We start from the raw sequence: 16,703 nt of genomic DNA, 5'->3' as shown, positions 1-16,703 counted from the left end.
CTTATGAGCCTGCGCGCGGTGGTGTCCATAGTCGGTGCAATCTGCATGCTGTCGCTGACGTCGTGCTACTCGTCGACGACGGTGACCACGCATGAGGACTACACCGCAGAGGATCTGACCGGCCGCACCACCGCAACGCTGCCGACGCTGGACCCGCAACCGATCGTCGCGAAGGCCACGTCGACGCTGCCTGCCACGGTCCGCAGCCAGGACGGCACCGACGTGACCATTACGGACACGAGCCGTATCGTCGCCGCCGATCGCTACGGAACGCTGGCACAGACCGTATACGCACTCGGGCTCGGCGACCGCCTCGTCGGCCGAAACACCGCGGCGGCGTTCCCTGCGATCGACAAGGTCCCGAACGTCACCCCTGCCGGTAACACCCTCTCGACCGAGGCCATTCTGGACCTCCGCCCGACGGTGTTTCTCACCGATTCGACCATCGGGCCCGACGCGGTGCAGAAGCAACTACGCGACGCAGGCATCCCCGTCGTGTTCTTCGACCCGACGCGCACGATGGAGGGAGTCGGTCCGCAGATCGACGCCGTCGCCGCAGCGCTCGGCGTACCTGAGCAGGGCAAGGCGCTACGTGAGCGGACGCAGAGCGAGATCGACGCCGCAGCCAAAGATGTTCCCGCCCATGAGACCCCGCTGAAGATCGCGTTCCTTTACCTGCGCGGTCCTGCGATCACGATGATCGCCGGTCCGGGGTCAGGCGCGGATTCGCTGATCAAGGCGGTCGGCGCAGAAGACGCGGGCACCGCGTCCGGCCTCACCCAGCAATTCGTCCCGATCACGAGCGAGGCGCTGATCGCTGCCGCGCCCGACGCATTTCTGATGATGACCGACGGCCTCGAATCCATCGGTGGCGAAGACGGGCTGGCGAAGATTCCGGGTGTCGCCCAAACGCCGGCTGGCAAGAACAAGCGAGTGATCGACATGGCCGATAGCGTGCTGCTCAGTTTCGGACCCAACACCGGTCATGTCGTCGCTGCGCTCGCGAAGGCGATTTATCACCAGTGAAATCGTCGAGCAGGATCACCAAGGTGACGGCGGTCCTCGTCGGGCTGCTCGTCGTGCTGGTGATCCTGGCGGTCGTGTCGGCGTGCTTAGGCCAGGTCGCGACTACTCCAGCGGAAGTGCTGGGCAGCATCTTCCATCGCATCGGGCTCGACATCGGACCGCTGCCTGCGCACCCGGCAGGCGAGGTCACGCTGTGGGAGGTCCGTTTTCCCCGAGTTGTCCTCGCGATGGTCGTCGGCGCGTCGTTGGGCTGTGCGGGCGCTGTGCTGCAGGGTGTGTTCGCCAACCCCTTGGCGGAACCCGGCGTGATCGGCGTGTCCGCCGGGGCAGCCGTAGGTGCTAGCACGGTGATCGTGCTCGGTGGTACCACGCTCGTGGCATCCTGGTCCGTCGCCGCAGCCGCGTTTGTCGCTGGCCTGATCACGACGATGTTGGTCTATCTGCTGGCAAGGTCCGACGGCCGGACCGAGGTGGTCACACTCGTCCTGACCGGCATCGCCATCAACGCGTTCGCCGGCGGACTCATCGCTTACCTGACGTTCATCGCATCCCCGGCCGCGCGCGACCAGGTCGTTTTCTGGCAATTGGGCAGCTTGAATCGGGCAACGTGGAACGCGGTCGCCATCGTGACGCCGATGGCGGTCGTCGGGGTGTTGGCCTCGGTCGCCATCGCACGCCAAATCGACCTCCTGGCCTTGGGCGAAAGCGCTGCCCGCAACCTCGGCGTCGATGTCGAACGGCTGCGTCGCATAGCTATCGTCATCGTCGCCGTCCTGGCAGCATCGGGCGTGGCATTCACCGGCATCATTCTGTTCGTCGGTTTGGTGGTGCCACACCTGATGCGCATGATCGTCGGGCCCGCGCATCGCATATTGATCCCGGCGAGCACGCTCGGCGGGGCGATCGTCCTGCTCGCCGCGGACGTCGGCGCCCGGACCCTCGTCGACAACGCCGACCTCCCACTCGGAATGCTGACCTCGCTCATCGGCGGTCCGGCGTTCTTCATCCTGTTGCGCCGGACCCGCGCCCAGCAAGGTGGTTGGGCATGAGCAACGTGACGATGCGGGCGGCGGGCGTGACAGTCGTGCGTCGGGGTCGAACGGTGTTGGCAGACATCGACTTCGACGTTATGGCGGGCGAGGTCGTCGCGTTGGTCGGTCCGAACGGTGCTGGCAAATCGACCCTGCTGGCCGCGCTGTCGGGTGAACAGTCCCTGGCTGGTGGCGTCGTCGAACTCGATGGCAAGCGCCTGGGTGGCTGGTCGACGGTCGAGATGGCGCAACGCCGCGCTGTGCTGCCGCAGAGCCACACCGTCGGTTTCTCGTTCACGACGCGCCAGATCGTTCAGATGGGCCGCTCACCCTGGTTGCGCACGCCACGTCGGTCCGAGGACGAGGCTCGTGTCTCCGATGCGATGGCGGTCTCCGACGTGACCGGCTTCGCCGACCGACCGTTTCTGTCGCTCTCGGGCGGCGAACGAGCGCGGGTCGCATTGGCCCGTGTGCTGGCTCAGGCGACACCGACGCTGCTGCTCGACGAACCCACCGCAGCGCTCGACCTCGCCCATCAGGAGACGGTCATGCGGGTGGCGCGCGAACGTGCCGTGGCCGGCGACGCTGTCGTCGTGGTGTTGCACGACCTCGGCCTTGCCGCGGCGTACGCGGACCGCGTCGCAATCCTCGAAGACGGTCGCAAAGTCGCCGACGGGCCGCCTCGCAAGGTGCTCACTGCCGAGTTGTTGACCAGGGTCTACGGCCACCCCGTCGAGGTGTTGGCCCACCCCACCTCCGGCGCGCAGTTGGTGCTCCCCGACCGCTCGTGAGTTAGTCGGTCGTCAGCGCAATCTTCTTGTGCAACACCGCAAGCCGCCTCGGCGCCCACCAACACCAGTCCCCCAGGACCTTCATCACGGCGGGCACCAACAGCATCCTGATCAGGGTGGCGTCGAGGACCAGCGCCGCGATCATGCCGTAGGCCAAACACTTCATCAGGACTAGGTCCGACATAGCGAACGCCCCGGTCACGACGATGAGGATCGACGCGGCTGCCGTGATGACGCCGCCGGTGTGGGCGATGCCGTAGCGAATCGCCTCCGGTGTCGAGGCCCCGTTCTCGCGGGCTTCGACCATCCGGGACATCAGGAACACTTCGTAGTCGGTCGACAGCCCGAAAATCACGGTGACGATGACGATGAGAACGGCGAACATGATCGGTCCAGGCGTGAACCCCAGTAACTCTGCGCCGTGACCGTCGACGAAAACCCAGGTCAAGAGGCCGAGCGTGGACCCGAGGCTCAACGCGCTGATCACGATCGCCTTCACGGCCAGCACCACCGAACCGAACGCGGCAAACATGAGCAGGAACGACGCGAGCAACAGAATGACCAGTAACAGCGGCAATCGCTTGATCAGGCCGTGGATGCTGTCGTATTCGAGCGCCGGTATCCCCGCGACGTACATTTTCACGTTGGGCGGGACTTCGATCGCTCGTAGCTGATCGACGACGACGTCCGCCTTCGTCTTGTCGAGCAGGCCCGCTTTCAGGACGTTGATGCCCTTCGATTCCGGCTCGTCAGGATCGAAGCGGCCCGTGAGGCCCGGCACCTGGTTGGCCTCGTCGTAGATCGCGTTGAGCTGGGCGGCATCGGCGCCGACGATCACCAGCCGGATCGGTTCGGTCCGATAGTTCGGAAAGATCTTGTCGAAGTCCTGCTGCGCAACACGCGCGGAATCGTCCGGCGAGAGATAGCGCTCGGACAGTCCGGCGAACTGCATCCCCGTGAAGGGAATGATCAGTGCGACCAGGCCGGCGACGATCGGCAGGATCACCAGCTTCGGCCGCCGCATCGCCCACGTCGCGAGCCGCGACCAAAACCCCGCGTCGATCTGCTCGGTCGACTTGTTCTGCGAGAACCGCTCCCAGCCGAGAAAGTCGATCCGCTTACCCAGAATTCCCAAGATTGCGGGCAGGACGGAGATCGACAGTCCGGCGGCGATGATGACCGAGCTGATTGCGCCGTAAGGCACCGACCGCAGCACGCCGTGGGGATAGATCAACAAACCTGCGAGGCAGACGACGATGATCGAAGCGGAGAACACGATGGTCCGGCCTGCGGTCGCGACAGATCGACTGACCGCGTCCTCGACGCTGCGTCCTTGTGCGAGTTCCTCGCGGAACCGCGTGACGATGAACAGGCCGTAGTCGATCGCCAAGCCCAAACTGACGAGCGTGACGACCGCACTCGCGAATGCGTTGACGTCGATGAAATTGGTGATGATTCGCATGATGCCTTGCGACGCAAGGATCGTCATGCCGCCGATGATCACGGGCAGCGACGCGGCGACGACGCCACCGAAAACGAAGTAGAGCAGGACCGCTACCAGGGGTAATGCGATGACTTCCGCGCGCCTGATGTCACGCTGCATGCCTTCGTTCAGTGCATCGACCACCGGTTGCACGCCGGCGAGTTGTAGTTGCATGCCATCGATCTCGAGCTCGTCTTTGATCGCGTTGTATTCGTCGAGCGTCTCCGCGTCCTCGCCGCGCAAGCCGATGCTCGCGAACGCATGGCGTCCCGTTTCATCCGACGGCAGCGCACCGTCCCAGTAGCTGTCGATCTTGACGATCCGGTCCTTTTCGACCTCCAGCAAATTGGCCAGGTGCGCCTTCGCACGCGCAGCCAGTTCAGGATCGTCGACGCGCTTGCCGTCGAGCGGGGTGTAGAGCGCGATCACGTCACCGTTGCGATCACGGCCGAACGTGTTGTCCGCCAGCTTCGACCCCTCGACCGACTCGCTGGTGTCGTCGAACCAGCCGCCCTGACTCAGCTGATGGGCCAGGTCGAGGCCGTAAATGCCCGAAACGCCGACGAACGCCACGGCGAGGACGATGACCTTGACGCGGGCGCGATAGACGAACCTGCCCCACGCCAAGAAAAGGTTGTTGTCCACTTCGTGAGCTATCCGCAAGCCTGGGAATGATAATTCGCACGCTGCATCAACGCGCACATATCATTTCGCGCGATCTTCCACCTGTTGTCCAACCAAATGAAGTGCACGAGCGCGGTCTGAATGTTGGTGCCGCTGCCGTCTTTATCGAGCCGGAAGGTCGCTGTGATGGTGCCGTCGTGGTTGTCGAGGACGGGATCGACGACCTTGAATTTGCCTTTCGGATTCTCCGACACTGCCTTGAACAGGTCGGGAATGTTCGCCCGGAATGCTTCGCCGTCTTCGATCAGCGACAGCCGTTCGTCGTCGTCCACATTTCTGCTCAGGACGCCGATGATGAGCGCGTCCAAATCCGCTGCGGTGGGGACCGGGCCGTACTTGACGGCAATTTTCGGCGAGGACCGGGGCGTTCGAGTCGACTGTTCGTCGCTGGATTTCGAGCCACACCCTGCTATCGCGAACACGAACGCCAATGCGATCGCGGTCACCCTCATCACATGCTGCACCCGACCATAGTGGCCTAGATCGCGTCGATAACCGAACTGATGCGGCTCAAGAAGGCCCGTACCGTGGTCGATTCGCTGACAACCTCGCGTTCGACAGGCTCGGCCGCTGCAACAAGATCACGCACCATCGCGGTGATACTGCGCTCGTCGTCGAGGTCGATATCGGTGACCGATGCTTCGGCGAGAGCGACGATGTCTTCCTGGTCCGGCACCGTGTGGTCGAGATCGTCGCGGTATACCTCGACGTGCAGCGTGCGACGGAGTACCCGGAAGGCATACGGCCTGCCATCGGCGCTACGGCCGAATCCGTGCGCGAATGGACCGACCGAAATGTCCTCGACGGTGAAACTGGGCGCTGCATCGATATCCAAAGGATCTCCTCGACCGTCTGGCGCAATTTCGAAACTTCGATCGCCGACCACCGTAACCCCGATCGAAACGATCGCGTGCAGGTTTTCGCATCACCCCTGCTCTGCGGCGGCTGACGGGCATGGTCAGATAGAGCCATCAAAATGTCGAGGAGGGCGAAGTCGAAGATGCGGGTGTCGCGCACGGTCGCCGTGCTCGCAGTTTCGGCATCGCTGCTGGTGGCGGGCTGTTCGTCGGAGTCCAAGAGCGACGATCTGCCGACGATTCCTGCGGCCGTCGCCGCGCAGTCTCCAGCGACGAGCACACCACCGGCAGGGTCGGTACAGCAGCTCGGAGTGTCGGTCGCCGCTATGGTGAACGACACATCGACAGGCGTCCTCGCAGTTCTCACGGGGGACGGCACCGTTCTGCTGGTGGATTCCACCGGGCCACCGCGGGCAGTCGATGTGGCAGGCGCCTTGAACATCGCCGCGGGAAAACCCGGCGAGGTGCTCGTGACTGTCGACAACGCCGTGATCCGGGTAAATGCGAAGACGGGCGCCACCACCACGGTCGCGGTCGATGGCAAGCCGCAGACGGTCGCGCGGTTGGGCGACGATCGTCTCGCGGTCGGCTTCGCCGATGGCAAGACGTCGATCCTCGACCCCAATACCGGCTCCACGCAATCGATTACGGGATTGGTCTCGGTCGATGCGCTGGCCGTGACCGGCGATTCGCTGAGCGCCTTGGACCGTCGCCAAACATCGCTGACCGACCTGGACCTCGACGACCGCCAGACCGGACTGGCATTGCGCGCCGGCGACGGCGCAACCAACCTCGCGACCGATCACTTCGGGCGCATCCTCGTCACCGACACCACGGGCGGTGAGCTGCTCGTATTCACTTCCGCTCCACTCGTCCTCCGGCAGCGTTACCCGGTAGGCTCGTCGCCCTACGCTGTCACTTACGACGACCGCGCAGAAATCGCCTGGGTGACGTTGACGGGCTCCAACGAAGTCGTCGGATACGAGCTGTCGACGGGCATACCGGTCGAGGTGAAGCGGTATCCGACAGTGCGGCAGCCGAACTCGGTGGCCGTAGACCAGTCCACCGGCACGTTGTTCGTCGGATCGGCAACCGGGGACGGATTGCAGAGGATCGGAGGTGGATGAGTGCCCAGTGCAAGCAGCCTTCCGCCCAGCTGGCAGGTCGCGATCGCGGAGCGCGACGATTACGAGTACTTCCCGCTCAAGCTCCCACCGGACGTCACGCGCGTAAGCGCGACCATGCGCCTGGCGATCCAAGCGGAGTTCGGCGGGTGGGAGCTTTCCCGAGTCCGGCTCTACCGCGACGGCAGCCGACGAATCCTGCTCAAACGCCGCAAACCCCCACTACCAACCCCCGATCCAGGGATATGAGGTGAATTGACCGCGTGTACGGCCTTTTGCTGCGTCTGATGTTCTTCGTCCCACCCGAGCGCATCCATCACCTCGCCTTCGCCACGATGCGGCTGGCGACTCGGATTCGTCCCCTCCGCGCGCTGCTGACGAAGATCTTCGTCGTCGACGACCCTGCGTTGCACAATCGCGTGTTCGGCGTGGATTTCCCCGCGCCGCTCGGTCTCGCCGCCGGGTTCGACAAGGACGCTTCCGGAGTAGACGCCTGGGGACCCTTGGGTTTCGGCTACGCCGAGATCGGAACGGTCACCGCGCAGCCCCAGCCGGGCAATCCGTCACCACGACTCTTTCGGCTTCCCGCCGACCACGCCCTGATCAACCGAATGGGGTTCAACAACCACGGCGCCGGCAATGCGGCCAATCACCTGCGGCAGCGCCGGATCGGGATTCCGATCGGGGCGAATATCGGCAAGACGAAGGTCGTCGCCGCTGAGGATGCGCCCGCCGACTACCGGGAGAGCGCGAAACTGCTCGGTCCGTTGGCCGATTTCGTCGTCGTGAACGTGAGTTCGCCCAATACGCCCGGCCTGCGGGATCTACAGGCAGTGGATTCGCTGCGGCCACTCCTGCAAGCGGTCCTGGATACCGTGCAGGTACCGGTGCTGGTGAAGATCGCCCCGGACCTGTCCGATGAGGATGTCGATGCGATCGCCGACCTCGCGGTCGAACTCGGTTTGGCGGGCATCGTGGCGACCAATACGACCATTCGACGCGACGGTCTGCAGACCGGCATGGACCTCATCGAAGAAATCGGTCCCGGTGGTGTGTCCGGTGCTCCCGTCGCCGCTCGGTCGCTCGAGGTCCTGCGTCGGCTCTACGACCGCGTCGGAGGCAAGATCGCACTGATCTCGGTCGGTGGAATCGACACTGTCGACCAGGCTTGGGAACGCATCCTCGCAGGTGCAGACCTCTTGCAGGGCTACACGGGCTTCATTTACGGCGGTCCATTCTGGATGCGTCGCATCCACCGTGGCCTGGCAAAAAAGGTACGTGAAGCGGGCTACAACTCGGTCGGCGAAGCGGTCGGCGCACACGCGCGATCGCAATAGAAAACTTACTTTCCGGTAAGGCCAGAAACGGACATAGCGGAAATCTGCGGGTGTGATAGCTTGCGATCGCCGGTAGAACGTGATCGGCGTCATATGTCGACGCGCACTGCCGCTTGCCTATCGACGCCCGGCGGTGATCCCGTCGTCCGGGCACTACACACCGGATGGACATGACAGAGAACTCGTTCAAACACGAATCTGGCGCCAACGTCACGACGCTGACGCAAGCCTTCCAAGAGACGATCAAGCTCCGGCCGGATGCAGTCGCGCTTCGGACCGTGGGTGACACCCAGACGATCACCTGGAAGGAGTACGCCGAGCGCGTCGAGAAGCTGGCGGGCGGCCTCGCTGCACTCGGTGTGTCCCACGGCGACACGGTCGGCATCATGTTGACCAACCGTCCCGAATTCCACCTGGTCGATACGGCAGCTCTGCATCTGGGCGCGACGCCGTTCTCGATCTACAACACCTACACCGCAGATCAGATCCAGTACCTGTTCAGCAATGCAGGCAACCGGGTCGTCATCACCGAACCGGCCTTCCTGGACCGCATCCGTAACTCCGGCGTTCCGCTCGACCACATCGTGCTTGTCGGCGGTCAGGCTGAGGGCACGATCACCCTCGCCGAGCTCGAAGCCACGCCTGCACCGGAAGGCTTCGACTTCGAGGCGTCGTGGAAGGCAGTCCAGCCCGACGACGTCTGCACCCTCATCTACACATCCGGCACTACAGGCCCGCCCAAGGGCGTCGAAACCACGCATCGCAACCTCGCCGTCGTTCTCGACAGCTTGGAAGGGATCATGCAGCTCAACTCCGACGACCGGGTTGCGTCCTACCTTCCTTCGGCACACATCGCCGACCGCGCGACCAGCACCTACGCCAACATCGCCCGCGGCATCCAGGTCACGACGGTGGCCGACCCGCGTGAGATCGCCGCCGCCCTGCCCGACGTTCGCCCCACGGTGTTCTTCGGTGTGCCGCGCGTGTGGCAGAAGGTCAAGCAAGGCATCGAAGCGAAGGTCGCGGCTGCTCCGAGCCCGGTCAAGCAGAAGCTCGGCGGTTGGGCACTCGGCCTCGCCACCGACGTTGCCACCAAGAAGATCGAAGGCAAGAGCGTCAGCCCGATCCTCAACGCGCAGCACGCGTTGGCCGACAAGCTCGTGTTGTCGAAGGTCCGCGAAGCACTCGGTCTCGACCAGCTTCGCTACGCGTTCTCCGGTGCATCGGCCATCCCGAAGGAAACGCTCGAGTTCTTCTACGGCCTCGGCATCGTGGTCCAGGAAGTCTGGGGCATGTCGGAGAGCACCGGCCTGTCGACGATGACCCTGCGCGACGACCTGAAGTTCGGCACGGTCGGCAAGCCTGCCAAGGGCGTCAACCTGAAGCTGGCTGACGACGGCGAGATCCTGCTCAGCGGTGCGACCATCATGAAGGGCTACCGCAACCAGCCCGAGAAGACGGCCGAAGACATCCGCGACGGCTGGCTGCATACCGGCGACATCGGTGAGATCGATGCCGATGGCTACGTCAAGATCGTCGACCGCAAGAAAGAACTGATCATCAACGAGTCGGGCAAGAACATGTCGCCCACCAACATCGAGAACGCAATGAAGTCGGCGTCGTCGCTGATCGGTCCGGTCGTTGCGATCGGTGACAACAAGCCCTACATCGCCGCGATCGTCGTACTGGACCCCGACGCGGCAGCTGGTCAGGCGAAGGCACTCGGCATCCCCGAGGCCGACATCAAGACGATCGCTGCACGTCAGGAGATCAAAGACGCCATCGCGAAGGCCGTTCGCGCAGGCAACGAAAAGCTGGCCAGGGTCGAGCAGGTCAAGCGGTTCATCATCTCCGACACCGCCTGGGAGCCGGGCGGCGACGAACTCACCCCGACGATGAAGCTGCGTCGCAAGCCGATCGCCGAGAAGTACGCCAGCGAGATCGAGGCGCTCTACGCCAAGTCCGCCAGCGGCGAGGTCGTCGACCTCAGCAAGTAGCACCCCCCTCGTGAGTCTTTTAGGAGGCCAGGGACTCCTAAAAGACTCACGAGCGGTGCTGGCTAGTTCTGTTCGTACGTCCCGACGATGTAGGCCCGCGCGATCGCGTGCGAGAACAGATTGAAGCCGAGATACGCCGGTGTCGCGTTCTCATCGATCTCCAGAGACGCGACATCGACGGCATGGACTGCGATGAAGTAGCGATGCGGTCCGTGCCCGGCCGGCGGCGCGGCGCCGACGTATCGGTCCAGGCCCGCGTCGTTGCGCAACGTGAGTGCTCCATGCGGCAACCCCAGTGAGGCGTCGGTGCCCGCTCCCCGCGGGAGTGACGTCGTCGACCCTGGGACGTTCGCTACCACCCAGTGCCAGAAGCCCGATGCGGTCGGCGCGTCGGGGTCGTAGATCGTGACCGCGAAACTCTTTGTCTCCGGCGGGAATCCGGACCAGGAGAGCTGTGGCGAGATATCGCGACCGCCGGCTCCCATGATCCCGCTGACCTGGTCGTTCGGCAGGGGCTGTCCATCGGTGACGTCCTCGGACGTCAGCTCGAAGGTCGGCAGTTGCGGAAGGGCGTCGTACGGGTTGTACGGCATGCAGTGATTCCTTTCTAGGGCTTAGCTGTGTAAGAGAAAATGTTCGAGTACCCGCGTACCGAATTTCAACGCATCGACCGGAACGCGCTCGTCGACACCGTGGAACAGCGACACGAAATCGAGGTCGGGCGGCAACCGCAGCGGTGCGAAACCGAAGCACCGAATACCCAGGCGAGCAAAGGCTTTCGCGTCCGTGCCGCCGGACAGCATGTACGGGACCGTGCGTGCTTCGGGATCGTGGGCAAGGATCGCGTCGTTCATCGCGTCGACCAGATGCCCGTCGAAGGTCGTCTCGTACGAATCGAGCTTGGTGATCCACTCACGTTCGATGTCCGGCCCGATCAGCCGGTCGACTTCTGCCTCGAACTCGGCCTGCCTACCGGGCACAACGCGGCAATCGATTACCGCCTGCGCGGTCTGCGGGATGACGTTCGCCTTGTAGCCGGCCTTCAGCATCGTCGGGTTCGCCGTATCGCGCAGCGTCGCTCCGATGATCCGCGAGATCGTGCCCAGCTTGGCAAGCGTTCCGTCCAGGTCGGGCGAGCCAGGGTCGAAGTTCAACCCCGTCTCCTCCCCCACCGCAGCGAGGAACTCGGCTACCGAATCTGAGACCACGAGGGGGAACGTATGCCTTCCGAGCCGGGCCACCGCCTCGGCGAGCAGCGTCACCGCGTTGTCCTCGTGCAGAAAGGAGCCATGGCCCGCACGGGCTTTCGCGGTCAGGCGCATCCACGCGAGGCTCTTCTCGGCCGTCTCGACGAGATACAGGCGCCGTTCTCCACCATCTGGGCGCGGCACCGTCAGCGAGAAGCCGCCGACCTCCCCGACTGCCTCGGTGATGCCCTCGAACAGGTCCGGGCGGTTGTCGACCAGCCAGTGCGATCCGTAGGTGCCGCCAGCCTCTTCGTCCGCGAGGAACGCGAATACCAACTCGCGCGGCGGGACGGTCCCTTCGACCTTGAACTGCCGAGCCAGCGCGAGCGCCATACCGACCATGTCTTTCATGTCGATAGCGCCACGGCCCCAGACGTATCCGTCCTCGATCGCGCCAGAGAAGGGATGCACGCTCCAGTCCGCCGGCTCGGCCGGTACGACGTCGAGATGACCGTGGATCAGCAGCGCACCGCGGCTCGAGTCGGCGCCAGGCAGCCTGGCGAACACATTTCCGCGACCAGGTGCCCCGGACTCGACATAGACAGTCTCGTAGCCGACCTCTTCCAGCTGCGCTGCAACCCATTCGGCGCACTCACGCTCGCCCTTCGTGGTCTCCAGCTCGCCGGTGTTCGACGTGTCGAAACGGATCAGACGACTGACTAGCTCGACCACGGAATCTTCAGCGAATGTCGACACCGTACTTTCCTACCACCCAGCGATGGATTGGTGGGGAAGGCTGCTCTGACCAGCCGATTTTGGGCCTGAGAGCAAATCAGATAGCCTTGCTGAGCGCACTCGCGAGTGCGCATTGTCCGAGTGGCGGAATGGCAGACGCGCTAGCTTGAGGTGCTAGTGCCCTATTAACGGGCGTGGGGGTTCAAGTCCCCCCTCGGACACGCACGCTAAGTACACGCGGTTCAGAAGTTACGAGAACCGCGCGTTCGTTGACCAGGTATCGCAGTTGAAGATTCAGCGACTGGTAAAGCATCATCTGATCCTCGGGTTCGGCGCTGTTCAATACGGCGGCGATGTCACCAAACGAGTCGATCATGGCTTCAAGGTCCGCTGCTGTAACTTGCCGGGTCTCGCTAATTGCATTGAGTTCCGCCCGGGCAGATGCTCGATCCGCTTGAGCCCCATTCATTGCATCGACCAGTGCTGCCGGATCGACACCAGCCTCGATAGCCCGTTGATGTCGATTTAGCTTCGCTTCGGCCTGCGCGAGGCGCTGCTTCACTCGCTCGCGTCGTAATTCAGCGGGCGTCACCTCTTGCGACCCCAGCATTGCCTCGATGGTGTGGGAGCGGTTACTCGGGCCGAACAGCTCGGCGATCCACGCGTTTAGCGGTTCGACCAACAGGTCTTCACGGAGGTTGACTGTTCTCGGATGCCCCTCGAGGAGAGGCGACCCCGGCACGATCTCGCGGGCGCGGCAGCGGTAGTAGACGCCGTCTCGAATCGGCGATGCGATCATCTTGCGGTCGCAAAGACCGCATCGGACCAGGCCTCGCAGAAGGTAGATTCTTCCAGCCGCGTTCGTATTTCGGCCCCGATCGAGCTGTGCCATCGCGCGCATTCCACCGGCGGAACGGGCACGACGGCGCAACTGCGCTTCCGTGAATTCTTGTACCGTGACGATCGCCGGATGTGCCGGCGTTCGAGATCGAACAATGCGTTCCTTGGGCGACTTGCGAAACCTCACGACGTGGCCGGCCGCGACATCGTCGGGATCAAGGAGCACTTCGTGCTTTGTCCACCTACCGAAGATCGCGTACCCCGTATACCTCGGGTTTTCGAGAATCGCGCGCACTGACGTGTGCTGCCATCCATCAGCGAGGCGATGTCGGTTCTGATCCGGCCTCCGCGCGGACGGGCACGGGATTCCCTCCCGGTTCAAGAGTTCGGCGATCGCACGATCGCCGCTGCCTTCGAGGTACTCGGCAAAGATGCGCCGAACGACATCGGCAGACGCGTCCTCGATCGCCAACACACGCAGCCTGTAGCCTTCGGCCGCCTTGCGAGGATTCGGATGAGTTCCTCCATCGACGACGACATAACCGTAGGGCGCCCGACCACCCTGATGTCGTCCCTCGTTTACGACTTGAGCGTCCATTGCCGCACGCACCCGCGCCTGAACATGCTGCCGCTCGGACTCGCTCATTCCGCCAAGCACGCTCATCAACATCTTGTGCGATGGATTGCGGTTGTCGAACTTGCCGCCGAGTTCCGGAACCCACAGGTCCACTCCGTACGCAGCGAACTTCGGCGCGATCAGCGAAAACTGGTTCCCGAACCAACATCTCGTACCTTCACCGACGACCAGCGCGTCCCAGCCGCGGTCTGGATTCTTCAGGTCGGCGAGGAGTCTTCGTCCTTCGTCTCGGCGCTCCCACGGCACGGAGCGAGACTGCCCAACATCGAAGAACTCCGCGACCACCTTCCCGCCAAGCGGCTCGACAAACTTGCGGGCGTTACCGAGCTGCCAGCCGAGTGACGTCTCCGGGTCCTGGTTATCTTCGGTCGAGCATCGCCCGTAAAACGCGATCGGTCCAATGCCCTCGTCTGGCACGTCGACGGCCTCGACGCCCAGCAACTCGTCAAGCGTCGCCCAATCGTTGCCCTCGTCCGCCACACCATTCATCCTTGCACTATGCCGCAGTGCTGCGCAGTTGTTCGGCCCGTCGCAGAATACGCAGAAGCAGTTGAGCTGCAGTCGGATTCAGCTCCGGCGGGTGTGCTGGACAGCGTACGATGGTTCCATTGGACGCGCTCGACGCCGCAGTCTCACCACGCGTAGTGCGCTTTGGCTTTGCGTGCGTTTGTCCCGACATACGACCTAGTCCATCCCGCGGCGCTGACGGTCGGAAGTTGACGACGGTGAACTCCATAACGCGTTACCTGGGGGCTGCGCAGTCGGTCCTCCCCGCAGCCACGCTCGCAGCACCTTGTCGGTGTCTATTAGGTCGGCATTTCTGACGTTTACCTGATCGCCATTGCCAACAGATTCTGAACAATCGAGGTAGACAAGCATTTTGATGTTTGAGACGTTTGCCGGGAAATCGTCACGATTGATCGTGCTGCAGACGCTCTGTGGACCAGACGCGGCGGTGGAGGTTGTCGGAGACATACCAGCAGTCACTTGCCTCAGGATGTCGGCAGACGCCTGGGCACGGCGCCCGATCAGCTGTCCAATGCTACGACCAGCCGATTAAGAGATATTGCGATGTGTGTTGGGCGCAAAGAGCGGCAGGAGCAGCGACGATCGAGCACTGGGGTGCGCTGCCGCGTCGCCCAATCGGCAATACTTCCATTGCGCTTTCAAATGTAGGGCGCGCGGACGATCGGCTCGCTGAATCTTTGATGGATGCTGCTGCGAGACACACTGCGCTGGGTCCACTGCTCAGAAAGATCTCAAGTTCAGGGATCGACCGAACATCGAGATAACTCAGTCCGTCCGTCTCGTGCACTAGGGCTTCAATTTGAAGCGAACGCCTTTGCCGCCGTGGGTCATCGAACGTATGCAGCAGTTACGGCAAGAACCGCCGCGCACGCCGAACGAACTCGCAGAGAAAGTTCGCGGCACTGGCCACGTCTCGTCCGTTCTGCTCCATCCGGATCTGCTCGTTTGCCGCGTCGTCGAGCTGTGGGGTTGAGCGCCAGCCCCGCTCCCACCGTCCTAACACACAACGAGTAGGTCACTACTCGCTACAAACTCGCCTGCGGAACGTAGGTTCAACACGGGTGACAGCGCGCCGAGCGAGGAGTGGAGCTGGCTCGGCGGCAGTACAGCACGACCGAATGATCCGCAGCGAGAAAGACTCGATCATGAGATACAACCCTCCGCCCAACTGGCCGGCACCACCTCCTGGCTGGCAACCTGATCAGAATTGGCAGCCGGATCGGTCATGGCCGCCGGCACCGCCTGGCTGGCAACTATGGGTCGACGACGAGCAAACGCCGTTGGGCGCGCAACAGAGCCGACGCAAGCGACCGTACATCGTCGGGGCATTGGCCGCTGTCGTGGTTCTGGCGCTCGCCGCAGGCGGCGTCTGGTATGTCAGCCGCGATAACGAACGCCAGGCCGACGCCGCAACGAACCTCGGTCCACCGACGGTAACGGCAACAGTGGCGGTCGAGTGGCCAGCAGGAGTCGTCGTCGATCCGGATGCACACCTCGCATACATCACCGACGAGCATGATCCCGGTCAGGTGTACGTGATCGACACTTCAACGAACGTTGTCCTGGCAAAAATCGAGGTCGAGGACGCGCCCGGCGGGATCGTGCTCGACCCCGGCTCGCACACCGCATTCGTGGCCCACAGTGCCCGAGACGCGATATCGGTGATCGACACAGCCCAGCGGAAAGTCGTCAAAACCTTCAAGGTCGAGATCGGCGCGCACATTGCTTTGGACCCGGACGCACGGGTTCTGTATGGATGCACGGACTTCGGCAACTCGGTCACGGTTATCGATACGACGACGGGGAATGTCGTCGGCACGGTCGAGTCGGTCGGAGATGCGGTAGAAGTAGCGCTCGATCTGGCCAACCACACCGGGTACGTCACGGATTCGAAAGGGAACGCGGTGACCGTGTTCGACACGCGTAGTCGAACCGTGACCAGCAAGATCCCAGTCGGAAACGAGCCCTACCGCATAACCGCCGACCCCAAGTCGAACCGTCTTTATGTCGGCAACAACCGCGACCACTCCGTGTCGGTCATCGACACCACAACCAAAACCGTCGTAGCGACGCTTCCCGTAGGTTCGATACCGCAAGGTATCGCAATAGTTCCGCGGCGCACACGGCCTATGTGGTCGCCTACGACGGATCGCTCGCGGTAGTCGACACGACCACAGACACGATCACAACCACGCTGAAAGTCGGCGAGAACCCGGCCGCGGTCGCGGTCGATTCCAAAACGCACTCAGCGTATGTCGCCAGTTCCCCGGGCAACGTTGTAACGGTGATCACGCGGTAGTCCGCCGGGAGGTGTCCGTCCTATCGGGCGCTGAAGGCGTCGTCGATTCGTCCACGACGTCGAGCCCCACACCGGCGACGTCGCCGCCGCAGCCATCCAGACGGTGGCCCGCTGAGAGACGCCCCAAGCCGAAGCCGGAAGATTGCC

Annotated in this window: 15 protein-coding genes and 1 tRNA gene; 10 read left to right on the top strand and 6 right to left on the bottom strand. The window is 63.3% G+C overall.

Annotation, left to right across the window (positions count from 1 at the left end):
* Positions 1-3: 3 nt before the first annotated feature.
* Genes FGL95_RS27060 through FGL95_RS27050 form a run of 3 tightly spaced genes read left to right on the top strand, consistent with a single transcriptional unit; the run spans position 4 to position 2,848 of the window.
* On the top strand, positions 4-1,026 hold the full coding sequence (locus tag FGL95_RS27060; RefSeq protein ID WP_169593234.1) for a heme/hemin ABC transporter substrate-binding protein: 1,023 nt from the start codon (positions 4-6) through the stop codon (positions 1,024-1,026).
* On the top strand, positions 1,023-2,075 hold the full coding sequence (locus FGL95_RS27055) for an iron chelate uptake ABC transporter family permease subunit (RefSeq protein WP_169593232.1): 1,053 nt from the start codon (positions 1,023-1,025) through the stop codon (positions 2,073-2,075). Before FGL95_RS27060 ends, FGL95_RS27055 begins: the two co-directional genes overlap by 4 nt.
* A complete protein-coding gene (locus FGL95_RS27050; RefSeq protein WP_169593230.1) occupies positions 2,072-2,848 on the top strand; it encodes a heme ABC transporter ATP-binding protein in 777 nt (258 codons plus the stop codon). The genes FGL95_RS27055 and FGL95_RS27050 overlap by 4 nt, the downstream gene beginning before the upstream one ends.
* Before the next feature lies 1 nt (position 2,849).
* Here FGL95_RS27050 and FGL95_RS27045 read toward each other — a convergent pair whose 3' ends face one another.
* The 3 genes from FGL95_RS27045 to FGL95_RS27035 are packed head-to-tail and all read right to left on the bottom strand — an operon-like array spanning position 2,850 to position 5,850.
* Complete coding sequence (locus tag FGL95_RS27045; RefSeq protein ID WP_169593228.1) at positions 2,850-4,976, bottom strand: MMPL family transporter; 2,127 nt, start codon at positions 4,974-4,976, stop codon at positions 2,850-2,852.
* 8 nt (positions 4,977-4,984) lie between these two features.
* Positions 4,985-5,467: a WKL family lipoprotein gene (locus FGL95_RS27040; RefSeq protein ID WP_169593226.1), complete on the bottom strand. Its 483-nt coding sequence runs from the start codon at positions 5,465-5,467 to the stop codon at positions 4,985-4,987.
* A gap of 26 nt (positions 5,468-5,493) precedes the next feature.
* Positions 5,494-5,850 carry a hypothetical protein gene (locus tag FGL95_RS27035; protein WP_169593224.1) on the bottom strand — a complete coding sequence of 119 codons (357 nt, stop codon included), beginning with the start codon at positions 5,848-5,850 and terminating at the stop codon, positions 5,494-5,496.
* Between the two features lie 141 nt (positions 5,851-5,991).
* Between FGL95_RS27035 and FGL95_RS27030 the strand changes: the two genes are divergently transcribed.
* The 4 genes from FGL95_RS27030 (at position 5,992) to FGL95_RS27015 (ending at position 10,330) form a co-directional block, all read left to right on the top strand.
* A complete protein-coding gene (locus FGL95_RS27030) occupies positions 5,992-6,999 on the top strand; it encodes an NHL repeat-containing protein (RefSeq protein WP_420838095.1) in 1,008 nt (335 codons plus the stop codon).
* Positions 7,000-7,245, top strand: coding sequence for a DUF5703 family protein (locus FGL95_RS27025; RefSeq protein ID WP_169593223.1), 246 nt, complete (start codon positions 7,000-7,002; stop codon positions 7,243-7,245).
* A gap of 14 nt (positions 7,246-7,259) precedes the next feature.
* Positions 7,260-8,333, top strand: coding sequence for a quinone-dependent dihydroorotate dehydrogenase (locus FGL95_RS27020; RefSeq protein ID WP_169593221.1), 1,074 nt, complete (start codon positions 7,260-7,262; stop codon positions 8,331-8,333).
* 164 nt (positions 8,334-8,497) lie between these two features.
* Complete coding sequence (locus FGL95_RS27015) at positions 8,498-10,330, top strand: AMP-dependent synthetase/ligase (RefSeq protein ID WP_420838094.1); 1,833 nt, start codon at positions 8,498-8,500, stop codon at positions 10,328-10,330.
* Positions 10,331-10,392: 62 nt separating this feature from the next.
* Here the strand turns inward: FGL95_RS27015 and FGL95_RS27010 are convergent, their stop codons facing one another.
* Both FGL95_RS27010 and FGL95_RS27005 read right to left on the bottom strand, forming a co-directional pair.
* Entirely contained in the window at positions 10,393-10,923 is a 531-nt protein-coding gene (locus FGL95_RS27010) for a YbhB/YbcL family Raf kinase inhibitor-like protein (protein ID WP_169593218.1), read from the bottom strand.
* A gap of 21 nt (positions 10,924-10,944) precedes the next feature.
* On the bottom strand, positions 10,945-12,273 hold the full coding sequence (locus FGL95_RS27005) for a M20/M25/M40 family metallo-hydrolase (protein ID WP_169593216.1): 1,329 nt from the start codon (positions 12,271-12,273) through the stop codon (positions 10,945-10,947).
* Between the two features lie 114 nt (positions 12,274-12,387).
* Here FGL95_RS27005 and FGL95_RS27000 point away from each other — a divergent pair.
* Positions 12,388-12,473 (top strand) — tRNA-Leu (locus FGL95_RS27000).
* Here the strand turns inward: FGL95_RS27000 and FGL95_RS26995 are convergent.
* Positions 12,455-14,170: a recombinase family protein gene (locus FGL95_RS26995; RefSeq protein ID WP_240963342.1), complete on the bottom strand. Its 1,716-nt coding sequence runs from the start codon at positions 14,168-14,170 to the stop codon at positions 12,455-12,457. The two genes, FGL95_RS27000 and FGL95_RS26995, sit on opposite strands and share 19 nt — an antisense overlap.
* 886 nt (positions 14,171-15,056) lie before the next feature.
* Here FGL95_RS26995 and FGL95_RS26990 point away from each other — a divergent pair.
* Together FGL95_RS26990 and FGL95_RS26985 are read left to right on the top strand one after the other, a co-directional pair.
* Complete coding sequence (locus FGL95_RS26990) at positions 15,057-15,230, top strand: hypothetical protein (protein WP_169593212.1); 174 nt, start codon at positions 15,057-15,059, stop codon at positions 15,228-15,230.
* A 172-nt stretch (positions 15,231-15,402) separates the two neighbouring features.
* Complete coding sequence (locus FGL95_RS26985; protein ID WP_169593211.1) at positions 15,403-16,419, top strand: YncE family protein; 1,017 nt, start codon at positions 15,403-15,405, stop codon at positions 16,417-16,419.
* Positions 16,420-16,703: the final 284 nt, after the last annotated feature.

Source organism: Antrihabitans stalactiti (assembly GCF_012932915.1).
Classification (GTDB): Bacteria; Actinomycetota; Actinomycetes; order Mycobacteriales; family Mycobacteriaceae; genus Antrihabitans; species Antrihabitans stalactiti.
The sequence above is the reverse complement of the archived record's forward strand: the minus strand, read 5'-3'. Positions and strand labels throughout refer to the sequence as shown.